Origin of the sequence: Streptomyces caniferus, assembly GCF_009811555.1 — a bacterium.
GTDB lineage: Bacteria > Actinomycetota > Actinomycetes > Streptomycetales > Streptomycetaceae > Streptomyces > Streptomyces caniferus.
The window spans coordinates 910,414-924,554 of sequence record NZ_BLIN01000005.1 but is presented as its reverse complement, the minus strand read 5'-3'; the positions used below and the strand labels follow the sequence as shown (position 1 = coordinate 924,554).

General features: G+C 72.3%; 14 protein-coding genes and 1 riboswitch. Of the genes, 9 read left to right on the top strand and 5 right to left on the bottom strand.

Annotation, left to right across the window (positions count from 1 at the left end):
* Positions 1 to 6: 6 nt before the first annotated feature.
* The 4 genes from sbnB to Scani_RS20610 are packed head-to-tail and all read left to right on the top strand — an operon-like array spanning position 7 to position 5,358.
* A complete protein-coding gene (sbnB, locus tag Scani_RS20625) occupies positions 7 to 1,008 on the top strand; it encodes a 2,3-diaminopropionate biosynthesis protein SbnB (protein ID WP_159478525.1) in 1,002 nt (333 codons plus the stop codon).
* The gene (locus tag Scani_RS20620; RefSeq protein ID WP_246296053.1) at positions 1,005 to 2,855 is read left to right on the top strand and encodes an FAD/NAD(P)-binding protein; all 1,851 of its coding nucleotides are present in this window, start codon (positions 1,005 to 1,007) and stop codon (positions 2,853 to 2,855) included. Before sbnB ends, Scani_RS20620 begins: the two co-directional genes overlap by 4 nt.
* Positions 2,852 to 4,054, top strand: coding sequence for a trans-sulfuration enzyme family protein (locus tag Scani_RS20615; RefSeq protein ID WP_159478520.1), 1,203 nt, complete (start codon positions 2,852 to 2,854; stop codon positions 4,052 to 4,054). The genes Scani_RS20620 and Scani_RS20615 overlap by 4 nt, the downstream gene beginning before the upstream one ends.
* Positions 4,051 to 5,358, top strand: a complete 1,308-nt coding sequence (locus Scani_RS20610; RefSeq protein ID WP_159478517.1) for a benzoate/H(+) symporter BenE family transporter — start codon at positions 4,051 to 4,053, stop codon at positions 5,356 to 5,358. Before Scani_RS20615 ends, Scani_RS20610 begins: the two co-directional genes overlap by 4 nt.
* A gap of 138 nt (positions 5,359 to 5,496) precedes the next feature.
* Here the strand turns inward: Scani_RS20610 and Scani_RS20605 are convergent, their stop codons facing one another.
* The 3 genes from Scani_RS20605 to Scani_RS20595 form a co-directional block, all read right to left on the bottom strand.
* Positions 5,497 to 6,735, bottom strand: coding sequence for an SPFH domain-containing protein (locus tag Scani_RS20605; protein ID WP_159478514.1), 1,239 nt, complete (start codon positions 6,733 to 6,735; stop codon positions 5,497 to 5,499).
* 100 nt (positions 6,736 to 6,835) lie between these two features.
* On the bottom strand, positions 6,836 to 7,057 hold the full coding sequence (locus tag Scani_RS20600) for an NfeD C-terminal domain-containing protein (protein WP_159478511.1): 222 nt from the start codon (positions 7,055 to 7,057) through the stop codon (positions 6,836 to 6,838).
* A 132-nt stretch (positions 7,058 to 7,189) separates the two neighbouring features.
* On the bottom strand, positions 7,190 to 7,507 hold the full coding sequence (locus tag Scani_RS20595; protein WP_159478508.1) for a hypothetical protein: 318 nt from the start codon (positions 7,505 to 7,507) through the stop codon (positions 7,190 to 7,192).
* A 162-nt stretch (positions 7,508 to 7,669) separates the two neighbouring features.
* Here Scani_RS20595 and Scani_RS20590 point away from each other — a divergent pair, with 162 nt between their 5' ends.
* From Scani_RS20590 to Scani_RS20580, 3 genes are all read left to right on the top strand, one after another.
* On the top strand, positions 7,670 to 8,734 hold the full coding sequence (locus tag Scani_RS20590) for a hypothetical protein (protein ID WP_159478506.1): 1,065 nt from the start codon (positions 7,670 to 7,672) through the stop codon (positions 8,732 to 8,734).
* Between the two features lie 113 nt (positions 8,735 to 8,847).
* Positions 8,848 to 8,936, top strand: a riboswitch (ZMP/ZTP riboswitch).
* Between the two features lie 22 nt (positions 8,937 to 8,958).
* Complete coding sequence (locus Scani_RS20585; protein ID WP_159478503.1) at positions 8,959 to 9,813, top strand: bifunctional 5,10-methylenetetrahydrofolate dehydrogenase/5,10-methenyltetrahydrofolate cyclohydrolase; 855 nt, start codon at positions 8,959 to 8,961, stop codon at positions 9,811 to 9,813.
* Positions 9,814 to 9,981: 168 nt separating this feature from the next.
* On the top strand, positions 9,982 to 10,314 hold the full coding sequence (locus Scani_RS20580; RefSeq protein ID WP_159478500.1) for a hypothetical protein: 333 nt from the start codon (positions 9,982 to 9,984) through the stop codon (positions 10,312 to 10,314).
* 51 nt (positions 10,315 to 10,365) lie between these two features.
* Here the strand turns inward: Scani_RS20580 and Scani_RS20575 are convergent, their stop codons facing one another.
* Positions 10,366 to 11,535: an NAD(P)/FAD-dependent oxidoreductase gene (locus Scani_RS20575; protein ID WP_159478498.1), complete on the bottom strand. Its 1,170-nt coding sequence runs from the start codon at positions 11,533 to 11,535 to the stop codon at positions 10,366 to 10,368.
* The gene (locus Scani_RS20570; protein ID WP_159478496.1) at positions 11,532 to 11,852 is read right to left on the bottom strand and encodes a bifunctional 3-phenylpropionate/cinnamic acid dioxygenase ferredoxin subunit; all 321 of its coding nucleotides are present in this window, start codon (positions 11,850 to 11,852) and stop codon (positions 11,532 to 11,534) included. The genes Scani_RS20575 and Scani_RS20570 overlap by 4 nt, the downstream gene beginning before the upstream one ends.
* Before the next feature lie 169 nt (positions 11,853 to 12,021).
* Here Scani_RS20570 and Scani_RS20565 point away from each other — a divergent pair, with 169 nt between their 5' ends.
* Entirely contained in the window at positions 12,022 to 12,825 is an 804-nt protein-coding gene (locus tag Scani_RS20565; RefSeq protein ID WP_174872815.1) for an IclR family transcriptional regulator, read from the top strand.
* Between the two features lie 200 nt (positions 12,826 to 13,025).
* Positions 13,026 to 14,111, top strand: a complete 1,086-nt coding sequence (locus tag Scani_RS20560; RefSeq protein WP_159478494.1) for an S-(hydroxymethyl)mycothiol dehydrogenase — start codon at positions 13,026 to 13,028, stop codon at positions 14,109 to 14,111.
* Positions 14,112 to 14,141: the final 30 nt, after the last annotated feature.

The following is a 14,141-nucleotide window of genomic DNA, read 5'->3' as shown; positions in this document are numbered from 1 at the left end:
AGCTCTATGTTCAACTTCGAGATCGTCGCCGGAGAAACGGTCCGCCATGTCCTCGACGGCAAACGCGGGGACGTTCTCGGCATTGTGCGCGGCGCCTACCAGGCGCATGAGGCCGGAGATTCCATCAATCCGGACAGCTACTTCCTCCGCTTCCCGGACAAGCCGGATTCCCGGATCATTGCGCTGCCCGCTTTCCTGGGCGCCGACGTCCAGCTCGCCGGCATCAAATGGATCGCGAGCTTCCCGGGCAACACCCGCATCGGGGCCCCGCGGGCCTCGGCCGTCCTCCTGCTGAACGACTACGAGACCGGCTACCCGATCGCCTGCCTGGAAGCCGCGAGCATCAGCTCGGCGCGCACCGCCGCCTCCGCGGCCGTCGCCGCCACCACGCTCCGCCCGGACGGCTTCGCCGGCACTCGGATCGCCGTCGTGGGCGGGGGCGTCATCGCCCGCAACATCTGCGACTACCTCGCCGTCGCCGGCTGCGTACCGGACTCGTACCTCGTCCACGACCTCGACGAGACCTCCGGGCAGGCCCTGGCCGAGCATGTGCGCACCACCCAGCACTGTCCCGCCGAGTTCACCGCCGACCTCGATGCCGCGCTGCAGGCCGACACCGTCGTCTTCGCCACGACCGCGCTGGAGCCCTACGTCAGCACGCCGTTCAAGCCCGGTCAGCTCGTGCTCCACATCTCCCTGCGCGACCTGGCCCCCGAGGTGATCCTCGCGGCGGACAACGTCCTCGACGACATCGACCACTGCCTCAAGGCGCGGACGTCGCCCCACCTCGCGGAGCAGTTGTCCGGCTCCCGCGAGTTCGTCAACGGAACCCTCGCCGGAGTGCTGAACGGCGACGTGACGCTCTCCCCGGACCGCCCGGTGATCTTCTCGCCGTTCGGCCTGGGCGTGCTGGACCTGGCGGTCGGCGCATTCGTCCTGGGCGAGGCCCGCAAGGACGGCTCCGCCATCGAGGTGCCCAACTTCTTCGGGGAGACCCGCCGGTGGTGAACCACATACCCCGCTCCCTCGCCATCGTGGGGGCCGGATCGCGCGGGCTGGGCCTCGTCGAACGACTGGTCGCGCACTGCCTCGAACGGCCCGTCCCGCTCACCGTCCACCTCATCGACCCGCAGCCCTTCGGCGCCGGATTCCACCTGCCCGGACAGCCCGACCACCTCCTGCTCAACACCGTCTGCGCCCAGCTGACGGCCTTCGCCGACGCGGACATGGTGGACGGCCCCGTCCCGGTCTCCGGCCCTTCGCTCCACGCGTGGTGCCGGCAGCGGGACCTGCGGCTGGCGGACGACGGCTACACCGTGCGCGCGGGAGAGGGCCGGGAGATCCGGCCGAACGACTTCCTGCCGCGCAGGCTCCTCCACGCCTACCTCGTCTGGGCAGCGGAGCAGATCGCCGACGCGGCACCCGAGAGCCTCACGCTGGTCCGGCATCGTACGACGGCCCTCGACATCCTCCCCGGAGCGGCGAACACCGAGACGGTCGTCCTCGCCGACGGCACCCGCATCGACGCCGACGCCGTCTTCGTCACCGTCGGGCACCACACGCTCTACCAGCCCCCGGCGCCCGCGTCCGATCCGCGGCTGGTCACCCGCCCCTACCCGTTGCCCGAGGCGCTCGACGGCATCGGACCGGGCGAACGCGTGGCCGTGCTCGGCACGGGGCTGACCGCCATGGACGTCATCGCCACACTGACGCTCGGACGCGGCGGCACGCACACCACGGGCGCGGACGGCATGCGCTATCTCCCCAGCGGGAGGGAGCCGTCGATCGTGCTCACCAACCGCTCCGGACTGCCCGCGCGCAGCCGCCCCCGCCTCCACCCGGGACGGGTGCGCTTCGCTCCACTGGTGCTGACCACGGACCGTCTCGACGCCCTGCGCGCCCGGCGTACGGAGGGACGGCTCCACTTCGCCGACGACGTCCTGCCGCTGGTCGAGGCCGAGATGGAACTCGCCTACTACCGCACGATGCTGGCCCGGGAGACGGACGACGCCATGAGCGCGGGCCTGGAGCTCACCAGGCGCTGCGCCCGTGCGGGGCACGAGAGCGTGCTGGCGGAGCTGCGTGCCCGGTTCGGCCCCGGTCCGGTGCCCCAGATCCTGTCCGCGGACCTCTCGGACCGCCAGTGGACGGACCACGACGCCTACCGCGACTGGTTCTGCGCCGAGGTCGCCGGCGATCTGGCCGCGGCCGAGGAAGGCCTCGGCGTGAGCCCGCTGAAGGAGGCCCTGGAGGTCCTCCGCGACCACCGCGACGTCCTACGGGCGGTCATCGACCCGCCGGGCGTCGACGACGCCTCGTTGGCCGCGTTCTTCGGGGAGTTCGCCCCGACGGTCAACCGGCTGGTGATCGGCCCCCAGCTCGACCGCTCGGCGGAGCTGCTCTCCCTGATCGACGCGGGGATCGTCCGACTCGGCCCCGGCCCCCGGCCGAAGGTCGTCGCCCCGGCCGGGGCGGGCCCGTGGCGGCTGGAATCCACCTGCCTGGCCCAGCCGTTGCGGATGGAGGCCGACCACGTCGTGCAGGCGCATGTGGCCGAGCCCGGTGCCGACCGGGTGCCCGGGTCCCTGCTCGGCACGCTCGTCGCCGCGGGCCGCCTGCGCACCCTCGCCCACCGCGGAGGAACGGTGCACGGACTCGACGTCACCCGCCGGGGTCAGGGCGTCGACCGAACGGGTACCGCGCAGCCGCGCCTGTTCCTCCTCGGCCCGCACACCGAGGGATCGAGCTACTACAACCACTACGTGCCCTCGCCCGGCGTGCCCTCCCGTGCACTGCTGGACGCGGAACTCGCCCTGGGCACTGCCCTGCCGTCACTGATTTCGAGGAAGCGATGAACAACAGCGAGACCTTCACCCCGTGGACGCAGGAGTACCGGCCCGAGACGCGCGCCGCGCAGGGCGACGGCTGGCGCTGCCCGACCACCGGCGCCGTGCCGCCCCCGATCGGACTGGGCGCGACCTTCGCGCGCGACGAGGAGTACCGTTCGCCCGCCGGGCTGGCCTACCTCCGGGACCAGGGCACGCCGGGGTACGAGCAGGTCGAGAACGTCGTGGCGGGTCTGGAGGGCGGCTCGGACGCGCTCGTCTTCTCGTCCGGGATGGCCGCCGCCACCTCCGTCTTCCAGGTGCTGCCCGCCGGCGCGCGCGTCGTGGTCCCGCAGACCATGTACTTCGGACTCACCAAGTGGCTGCGGGAGTTCGGCGCCCCGCGCGGACTGGAGGTCGTCCAGGCGCCCATGAACGACCTCGATGCGGTGGCGGCCGCCGTGAGCGCGGCCCCGACCGCCCTCGTATGGGCGGAGTCCCCGGCGAACCCCACCTGGACGGTGACCGACCTCGCCGGGTGCGCCGAGATCGCGCACCGGGCCGGCGCCCTCTTCGGCGTCGACAACACCGTCCCCACCCCGGTGCACTCCAAGCCGTTCGCGCTCGGCGCCGACCTGATCATGCACTCCGGCACCAAGTACCTCAACGGCCATACGGATGTCGTCGCCGGACTGCTCGTCAAGGCGCCGGAGAGCACGGAGGCCCGGGACGCGATCTGGGAGCGGCTGCAACTGCACCGCCGGCTGACCGGCCCGATACTCGGCCCGCTGGAGACCTACCTCCTCATGCGCGGCATCCGCACGCTCTTCCCCCGTATGCGGCAGATCTCGGCCACCGCGCAGGCAGTGGCCGAGCACTTCGCGGACCACCCCCTCATCCGCCGCGTCGCCTACCCGGGGCTGCCCACCGACCCCGGACACGAGATCGCCGCCCGCCAGATGACCGACGGATTCAGCGGCATGCTCTCCCTGCACGTCGACGGCCCGTGGGAGCAGTCCCTGCGGACCGCGAACCACTGCGAACTCTTCATCCGTGCCACGTCGTTGGGCGGCGTGGAGAGCCTGATCGAACACCGCTACACCTTCGAAGGGCCGGGTAGTACCTCGCCGAAGGACATGCTGCGCCTGTCCATAGGTCTGGAAAGCCCCACAGACCTCGTCGCCGACCTCGAACAGGCCCTTGAAAAGGCCGCTAAGGACAACCGTTGAGTTCCAAGACACCCACCCCCCACCCCGACGCCGCGCCGCCGGACTCCTCCCCGCTGGCGGGCGCCGCGGCACCGGAAGGTGCCGACGCGCCCCCGGCCGCGGGGCCGGAGCGCCGCCCCGGCCTCTTGCGCGACGCCTCGCTGTCCGCCGTACTGGCGGGCTTCGTCGCCGTCGTCGTGTCCTACTCGGGCCCGCTCGTCATCGTGCTCGCGGCGGCGTCCGCCGGGCACCTCTCCACCGCCCAGACCAGCTCCTGGGTCTGGGCCATCTCCATCGGCAGCGGCCTGACCTGCATCGCGCTGAGCCTGCGCACCAAGATGCCGGTGATCACCGCATGGTCGACACCGGGCGCGGCCCTGCTGGTCACGAGCCTGGGCGCGTACTCCTACGCGGAGGCCATCGGCGCCTTCCTCATCACCGGACTGGTGATCACCCTGGTCGGTCTGACCGGGGTGTTCGGGTGGCTGATGCGGCAGGTGCCCACCGCCGTCGTCTCGGCCATGCTCGCCGGCATCCTGTTCTCGTTCGGCACCGGAGTCTTCACCTCCCTCAAGACCGCGCCGGTCATTGCCGGTTCGGTGCTCGTCGCCTACCTCCTGGCCAAGCGCTGGCTGCCCCGGTACGCCGTACTCGTCGCCCTGGCGGCGGGCGTCGTCGCCAGCGCGGCCGGCTCCCGGCTGGACATCCATCTGGACCGGATCGAGCTGGCCAAGCCGGTCCTGACGACCCCGGACTTCTCGCTCGCCTCCCTCATCGGCATCGCGGTGCCGATGATCCTGGCGACGCTCGCCTCGCAGAACGCCCCGGGCATGGCGGTGCTCACCGCGTCCGGCTACCGGCCCAAGGACCGTCTGCTGATCGGTTCGACGGGCCTGGTCTCCACGCTGCTCGCCCCGTTCGGCTCGCACGCCATCAACCTCGCGGCGATCACGGCGGCGATCTGCACCGGCCCCGAGTCCCACCGCGACCACGGGCGCCGCTACGTGGCGGGCGTCTCCTGCGGAGCGTTCTACCTCCTCATCGGGGCGTTCGGCTCGACGCTGGTGGTGCTCTTCGCGGGTCTGCCCAAGGAACTCGTGGCGGCGGTCGCCGGAGTCGCGCTGCTCGGTGCCCTGGCCGGCGGCCTGACCGGTGCGGTGAAGGAGGAGAGGGACCGCGAGGCGGCCCTGATCACCTTCCTCGCCACCGCCTCCGGCGTCACCCTCTTCGGCATCGGATCCGCCTTCTGGGGACTGCTCTTCGGGGTCATCGCCCACCTCGTCCTGACCCGCCGGCGCGCGGCATCCGAAAAGGCCGCCGCCTGACCTGCGGAACCCCCGGGAGGGGACACACGCCCAGCCGACCGGGCCCCGCAGGGCCGCCGGACACGCTCCGTGTCCGGCAGCCCGCGGGGCCCGTCGGGTTCCCTGCCCCGCCGCTGCTCGGGCGGGGGCACGGACCGGTCAGGAGGAGCCGGATCCCGCGCCGTCCCGCTTCAGATTCGTCACCTTCTGCGGCAGGGGCCCCGTCCCGTCGGCGAGCGGGGGAGCGGAACCGGATGTGCCGGTCCCGTTCTTGAGGCTGTCGAGAATGGCCAGCCCCTCGCCGACGATGCCGGAGGCGATCTCATTGATCCCGTCGGTGCCGTTGAGGACGGTCAGCCGGGAACCCGAGAGGCCCTCGGCCGCCGCCTTGGCGAGGGCGGGAAGGTTCTCGATGGTGCGGTTGGCGGCGATCAGCTCCTGGTTGCCGTCCCGCAGCGAGCCCGCGACGGCCGTGTTCGCATCGGCCCGTGCCTGGGCGACCGCCCGCTCGCTGTAGGCGCGGGCATCCGCCTCGAAGCGGACCTGGTCCCGCTGGGCCTCCGCCAGGGTGCGCAGCCGGTAGGCCTCGGCGTCCGCGGGCCGGCGCACCTCGCCCTCCAGCCGCTGCGCGGCGAGCGAGGCCTGCCGCTGGGCCAGCGCGGTCTGTTCCTCGATGACCTCCTGCGAGGCCCTGGCCTGCGACAACGGGCCGGCCTGTGCGGCACGGGCCTGGTACTGCTCCGTCTCGGCGAGAAAGCCGGCCCGCTTGATCGCGGTGTCCCGCTCGTACTCGGCCTTGAGCGCCGCCGCCTGCTGTTCCCGCTCGGTGGCTTCCTGGTCGGCCTTCGCCTGCGCGATCCGGGCCGCGCTGGCGACCGCCGCGGCGTGCGGGGCGGCGAGGTTGGTGATGTAGCCGGAGGTGTCGGCGATCTCCTGGATCTGCAGCGCGTCGACGACGATGCCGAGCTTCTCCATCTCGGAGTGGCTGCCGTCCTTGACCTCCTGGGCGACCCGGTCCCGTTCCCGGATGATCTGCTCGACGGTCAGCCCGCCGACGATCGAGCGCAGGTGACCGGCGAAGATCCGGCCCACCAGTTCTTCCATGGTGGCCTGCTCGTCCAGGAAGCGGCGCGCGGCGTTGGCGATCGAGGTCTGGTCGTCCCCGACCTTGAAGACGGCGACCGCCCGGACCCCGATCCGGATGCCCTGCTGCGTGACGCAGTCCTCGGAGATCTCCGCCTCCCGCAGCGACAGCGCCAGCACGCTCGCCTTCTGCTTGACGGGCATGACCCAGCAGCCATGGCCCGTGACGATACGGAATTGGGCGTCCCCGGTCCGGCGCTTCGAGCCGGAGATCAACAGCGCCTCGTTCGGCGCGGGAACATGCCAGAACAACATCGCAAGGCTCCTGGTCCGTTGCGGCCGGCCCCGGTCGGTGGGCGGGGACGGCCGTGGGAAAGGAAGGGCCCGGCCGGCCGCGGTCTTCGGGACGGCCCGGTCACCCGGGCAGCGGCGCGACGATCACCGACCGCGCCGAGGTGTGGTCCACCACGATGACCTGGGTATGGCGGGCGATGGGCTCGCGGGACCAGGCGGCGAAGGCCTCGGTTCCGCCGCGTACGGGCAGCAGCACCTCGCCCGGTCCGTCGGTCGGGATGGAGACGGTCACCCGCCCGATCACCCCGATCGGGCTGAAGTCCGTGTCATCCGTCGCGCTCACCCGGGCTCCGTCGCTGGTCAAAGCCGCTGCCGGCCAGGGGCCGGGCAGCGGGACATCCTCGACAAATCCAACGGTACTCCGGCCCGGGCCCCGTATCAGGCCCGCGCGACGGGCCCCGGGCGCCCAGCGGGTTCAGGCGTCCAGACGGGCGGTGCGGGCCGCGGGGACCTGCTTCCTCGACGGCAGCACATCGGGCGCGCGATGGGGCCGCAGGGCCGTCAGGGCGGTCTCGGTCTCCTCCATCAGCGCGCGGTAGGAGACCAGCCGCTGCCACTCCGGATCGGCAACCCCGGGCACGGTGGCGGCACGCTCCGTCCACTGCTTCACCAGCCCGGCGAACACCGGTGTCTGCCGGATGATGTCCGAGGTGATCCACCGCGGCATGCGCCCGGGGCGGGGGAGGGGGGTCCGTCCGTGGCCTGCGACGGTGCCGGAAGAGGGGTCGCTCATGGCCGTAGAAACGATTCTTCCGCCTTGGAGTCACTGCGTATTTTTGCAGCCGTCCCTACTTCCGCCGTGGAGGCCAGGGCGTATCTCTCTCGAATATCACCTTATGCAGTGATCTATAGCTGGGAAGCGGTCCAATCCGGACGAAGAAACGTTGTCGCAGTCATGGAACCGAGGGAGTTGTGGGAGCGCCATGCCGTACTCGCACAGGCGTTTTGCAGCAGCGATGACGAGGTCCGCCGTACGCAGGGACTCCTCGACGAGGCCGAGGCCCGCCGTTCGCGGACCCTGGCCGCCTTCGCCGTGACCGTGGGCAGCGACGCGGTCGTGGCCGAGCTGCTGGGCCTGGACGAGCGCGAAGTGCGCCTGGCCCGCCGCACGGTGGGCAAGGAGGACGCCCGCGCGGTCGCCAAGAGCCTACTCGCCCAGACCACGCGCGAGCAGCCCCCCGCCCAGCAGACCCCCACGCCTCCTGCGGCACACGCCACGACGCCTCCCGCGGCCCAACACCCCACGGCGCAACACCCCACAGCCCAACACCCCACGGCGCAACACCCCGCGGCGCACCCGACGACGCATCCCGGGGGCCCGGCGGCGGCGCCGGTCACCGCGTCCGTCCCTTCCGCCCCACAGGCAAGCGAGCCCGCGTGGGCGCCCGCACTGGACGCGGTCCTGATGAGCAGTTGGCACAGCGGAGTCGACCTCACCGCGCTCGCCACCGAACTCGGGCTCGATGTCCGGCTGCTTGTGGCACGCGCACAACAACTCGCCGCCGAGAGCCGGCCGGCCCCGGCACCCGCACCGGACCGCACGGGACGGCATCGCCGGCTGGCCAATCTCCCGCCCTCCCCCCAGTCGGAGAGCGCCCATACGGCCTGGCGCGAACGACCGTCACAGCCCCTGCGCGAGCCTTACGAGCCAGAGCCCTGGAAGCAGCACCCGTACCAGAACTACCCCGATCAGCAGGAGTATCAGGAGTACCGGGTGTACGAGGAGCATTCACAGCACCAGCACCAGCACCAGCAATACCTGCAGCAACAGCAACACCTGCCGCACCCACAGCATTTGCAGCATCCGCAGCACCAGCAGTATCAACAGCCTTCCCATGCCACCTGGGATGCCAATGCCATCACCGCCGCCCAGCACGACTGGGACGGCATCCTCAGCCAGTGGGAAGCCACCACCTCCCCCACACCGCCGCTCTCCGCTCCGGGTCAAGGGGGTGTGTGAGGAGCCGGTCCCCCGAAGCGCCCGCCCCGCCCGGAAGTCGAGGTGTGCGGCGCACGCGGTCGACCAGCTGCCCGGTACCGCCTCCCGGGCCCTCGGGGCGTCGATTACAGTGGGCGCCGGGCCGTGACTGGCGCTTGGGTGGAGTACCACCGGGGAGCGGCTCGGCCACTCCTGGCCTCTGCCGCGCGCCTGGGCGATCCGACGCGACCGCTCAGGAGTACACCATGACCTCGACCGCCCGCCTCATGGACGGCAGGGAACTGGCCCGCCGCATCGTCGAACAGGCCGCGGAACGCGCGGCGGCCCTCACCCGGCAGACCGGAACGTCCCCGTGTCTGGCGACCGTTCTCGTGGGCGACGACCCCGCCTCCGCGACGTACGTCCGCATGAAGCGCGCGCGGTGCGAGAAGGCCGGGATCCGCTCCCGGCACCTCGCGCTCCCCGCCGCCACCACGACCGCGGAGCTGGTCGACACGATCACCGCACTGTCGCACGACCCCGACGTCCACGGGATCCTGCTCCAGCACCCGGCCGGCCCGCAGATCGACGAGCGCGCCGCCTTCGAGGCCATCGCCCCCGAGAAGGACGTCGACGGCGTCACCTGCCACTCGTTCGCCGCGATGAGCTTCGGCCTGGACGGGTTCGCCTCCTGCACACCGGGCGGCATCCTCCGCCTCCTGGACCACTACGACGTCGACCTGGCCGGCAAGCACGCCGTCGTGGTCGGCCGCAGCGCGATCCTCGGCAGGCCCGTCGGGATGCTGCTGCTCGGCCGCAACGCCACCGTCACCTACTGCCACTCCCGCACCACCGACCTCGCATCGATCACCAAGGACGCCGATGTACTGGTCGCCGCCGTCGGCAGGCCACGGTTCCTGCGCGACGAGCACATCAAGCCCGGGGCCGTGGTGATCGACGCGGGCTCCCACCCCGGCAACATCGGTGACGTGGACTTCGACTCGGCCTGCACCCGTGCCTCGCTGATCACCCCGGTCCCCGGCGGCGTCGGCCCGATGACCATCGCCACCCTGCTCACCCAGACCGTCGATGCCGCCGCCGCTCAACTGAAGGCGGTCTGACCGGCGATCGCCAAGATCCCGTCATGGTCCGGATGACCGCGCCCGGCCCGCGGCGCTCGTCCGTAAGCTCGGGAGAGCGGTGGGCGACCTTCCCGGGGCGGGAAGGGCCATGACGGAAGCGCGAGCGGTGCTCGTGACCCGCGACGGTGCGAACGGCTGAGGTGGACGATGGCAGAAACCCTCTATCGGGACCGCTGGATCGAGTGCACGTCCGATGCGCTGCGGATCCGCGGCTACTACTTCCCGTGGGGCACGAAGACCGTCCGCTACGCCTCGGTCCGCGCGGTCCGGCGGCTGGAGATCGGTGCCCTCAGCGGTCGGGCCCGGATCTGGGGGACCGCCCACCCGCGCTACTGGGCGAGTCTGGACCCCCGGCGGTTCTCGAAGAAGGACGCGCTGATCCTCGATCTCGGCCGCTTCGTCCGTCCGTTCATCACGCCGGACGACGCCGCAGCCGTGGAGGCCGTCCTGCGCGAGCGGGCCCCCGTACGGCCCGGGTGATCCGCCGCCCCGCGAGGCCCTGGGCCCCGGGGGCGCCTTCCCGGGCGGAGGTCAGGTGGTGGCCGACAGGGCGGCGCGGGCGAGTTCGCGGCGGAGCCGCATGAAGGGGCGCGGCCGGTTGAGGGCGAGCACCGCGGTGGTGCGCCCGTCCCGTTCGTAACAGGCGAGGAAGCTGCGGTCGTCGGGGGAGCCTTCGAGGATGCGCGGGGTGTCGGTGGGCAGCCGGTGGCCCGCGAACTGGATGCGGACGCCGTACTGGTCGGACCAGAAGTACGGCAGGCTCCGGTGGGTCGCGACGGTGCTGCCGGCCAGCAGGTTCCGCGCCGCCACGGCGGCCTGTTCGGTGGCGCTGGTCCAGTGCTCGGCACGGGCACCGTCCACCCTGGCGACGTCGCCGACGGCCACGACGGCGGGCAGCGGGGTGACGCAGCCCGCGTCGCAGAGCACACCGTCGTCGAGCGGCAGTCCGGAGTCCGTGAGCCAGGCGGTGCGGGGGCGTACCCCGATGCCGACGACGACCACGTCGGCGGGGAGCAGGCGGCCATCGGTCAGCTCGACGCCGGTGACGCGCCGGCCGTCGCCCTCGCTGTGCAGCCGGGCGACACCGGTTCCGGTGAGCAGCGTGACGCCGTGGTCCGCATGCAGGGCGGCGCAGACCTCGGCCATGGCGTGGCCGAGTTGGGGGACGAGGGGGAGCGGCGCGGCCTCGACCACGGTGACGTCATGGCCGAGGGCGGCGCAGGACGAGGCGACCTCGGCGCCGATGAAGCCGCCGCCGATCACCACGACCCGGACCGGGGCCGGCGCCAGATCCGCACGGAGCGCCTGGGCGTCGTCGAGGGTGCGCAGGGTGTGGACCCCGGCGGGCACCGGTCCGGGGAGCAGGCGCGGGGCGGCGCCGGTGGCGAGGACCACGCCGTCGGTGGTCAGGGACCGGCCGCCGTCGAGCAGCACCGTGCGTGCGCCGGTGTTGAGCCCGGTGGCCCGGGTGCCCAGCAGCCATTCGGCGTCGAGTTCGGCGATCTCCTCGGCGTCGGCCAGGGCGAGTTGGCCCGGGTCGGTGGTGCCGGTGAGGAAGTCCTTGGACAGCGGGGGCCGGTCGTAGGGGCCGTGGCACTCGTCCCCGACGATCACCAGGCGGCCGTCGAACCCCTGGGAACGCAGGGACCGCGCGGCGTACAGGCCTGCCAGCGAGGCCCCGATGACAGCGACCGACTTCATGCGGCGGTGCCCTCCTCGGCGGCGTGATGGACGTAGATCATGCCGTCCTGGACGGTCACGGGGTGGGTGCGCACGGCCCGGCGGGCGGGCAGGCAGGTGGCCGTACCGGTGCGGAGGTCGAAGGCGGCGGCGTGCAGCGGGCATTCGACCAGGCACCCTTCCAGCCAGCCGTCCGACAGCGAGGCGTCCTGGTGGGTGCAGGTGTCGTCGATCGCGTACAGCTGCCCGTCGGTGTGGAAGACGGCGATCGGAGGTGCGGTGTCGATGCGTACGGACTCGCCGGGCGGCAGATCGGCGAGAGGGCAGACAGGAATCACAGGACCCCCCTGTTACTGTTCGGTATCATCGAGTTTCGCGGTGCGCACGATGAAGCGCTATGCGCAACAGAATCCCGATGCCGGACGGATGCGTCAAGCGGTCCCCGGAATTGCCGTTCCCTTCGACGCCCGAGCCGCGGCCGGGCTGCCAGGTGGTGAGCTCCAGCAGATGACGGACAGCGTGGAGGGCGGGGCGGCGGGCGGGCCGGCCGGAAGGCCGGGCAGCGCCGTGCAGTCGGTGGACCGGGCCGTGACCGTACTGGAGATCCTGGCGCGGCGCGGCGAGACCGGGGTGGCCGGGATCGCCGAGGAGCTGGGGGTCCACAAGTCGACCGCGTTCCGGCTGCTGGGCGTGCTGGAGAACCGCGGGCTGGTCGGACAGGAGCCCGAGCGCGGCACGTACTTCCTCGGGGCGGGGGTGCTGCGGCTGGCCGGCGCGGCGGTCGTCCGGCTGGACATCTCGCAGGAAGGCGCGGTGGTCTGCCGGCGGCTGGCCGAGGAGCTGGGGGAGACGGTCAACATCGCGGTGTTGGAGGGCGATGCCGCGGTCAACGTCATGCAGGTGCGCGGTCCGGCGTCGGTCACCGCGCAGAACTGGCTCGGCCGGCGGACGCCGCTGCATGCCACCTCCAGCGGCAAGGCGCTGCTCGCCCATCAGCCCGCCGCCGCCCAACAAGCTGTGCTGGCACGGAAGTTGCCGCGGCTGACCGAGCGGACGCTCACCTCGGCCGCCGCGCTGCGCCGTGAGCTCGCCGAGGTGGCCGAGCGGGGTTTCGCGGTCGCGGTCGAGGAGCTGGAGCGCGGGCTGCGCGCGGTCGCGGCGCCGGTGCGCGGGCGCGACGGCTCGGTGATCGGGGCGCTCAGCGTGTCGGTGCCCGCGTACCGGCTGGACGACGAGCGGCTGCCCGAGGTCGTCAAGGCCACGGTTTCCGCCGCCGAGGAGCTGTCGCGGCGGATGGGGCACGCCTGTTGAGCTGGTGAGGGGGGCGGGGCGGTGGCGGGAACGGGTGCGGGGCCGGAGCGGATTTCTCCGGCCCCGCGGCTGTGTCCAGGGGCGACGCAAGTCCTTTACCGAGAGCTGGCCCGTACCCCTTGACGCTGCCGATCCGGCGTTCCCACTATGTCTCTCATCGCGCAACGAGTCGTGCAGTGCGCAACACTGAGGGGTAGGGCATGCCACACGAAGTCCATGCCGTCGTCGCGGCGAAACAAGGCGCACCGGTCGAGCTGCAGACCATCCTGGTGCCCGATCCCGGCCCGGGAGAAGTGCTCGTCGCCGTACAGGCCTGCGGTGTCTGCCACACCGATCTGCACTACCGGGACGGCGCGATCGACGACGCATTCCCCTTCCTGCTCGGCCATGAAGCGGCCGGCGTCATCGAGGAGGTCGGTCCCGGTGTCACCGGTCTCGCCCCCGGTGACTACGTCGTCCTCGCCTGGCGCGCGCCCTGCGGCAACTGCCGGTCCTGCCGCCGCGGACGCCCCTGGTACTGCTTCGACTCCCGCAACGCCGCCCGGCCGATGACGATGCTGGACGGTACGGAGCTGACCGCGGCGCTGGGCATCGGCGCCTTCGCCGAGAAGACCCTGGTCGCCGCCGGACAGGCGGTCAAGGTCGACCCCAACGCCCGCCCCGAGGCCGCCGGTCTCATCGGCTGCGGGGTGATGGCGGGGTACGGCGCGGCCGTGCACACCGGCGGGGTGGGCAGCGGGGACACCGTCGCCGTCATCGGCTGCGGCGGGGTGGGCAATGCGGCCATCGCCGGCGCGTCGATCGCCGGGGCCCGCCGGGTCATCGCGGTCGACATCGACGACCGGAAGCTGGACGGCGCCACCCGCTTCGGCGCCACCGACACCGTCAACTCCCGCGGTACGGACCCGGTCGAGGCGGTCCGCGCGCTCACCGGCGGGCACGGCGCCGATGTGGTGATCGACGCGGTGGGCCGCCCGGAGACCTACCAGCAGGCCTTCTCCATGCGTGATCTGGCCGGCACGCTGGTCCAGGTCGGCGTGCCCGACCCGGACATGCGGATCGACCTGCCGCTGATCGACCTCTTCTCGCGCGGCGGGGCCCTCAAGTCGTCCTGGTACGGCGACTGCCTGCCCAGCCGCGACTTCCCCGTCCTCATCGACCGCTACCTCAGCGGACGGCTCGACCTCGACGGATTCGTCACCGAGACGATCGCCCTGGACGAGGTGGAGTCCGCGTTCGACAAGATGCGCGACGGCCGCGTACTGCGCTCCGTCGTGGTCCTGTAACGGCCTCCCGCCCACCGCCGACCACCCCGA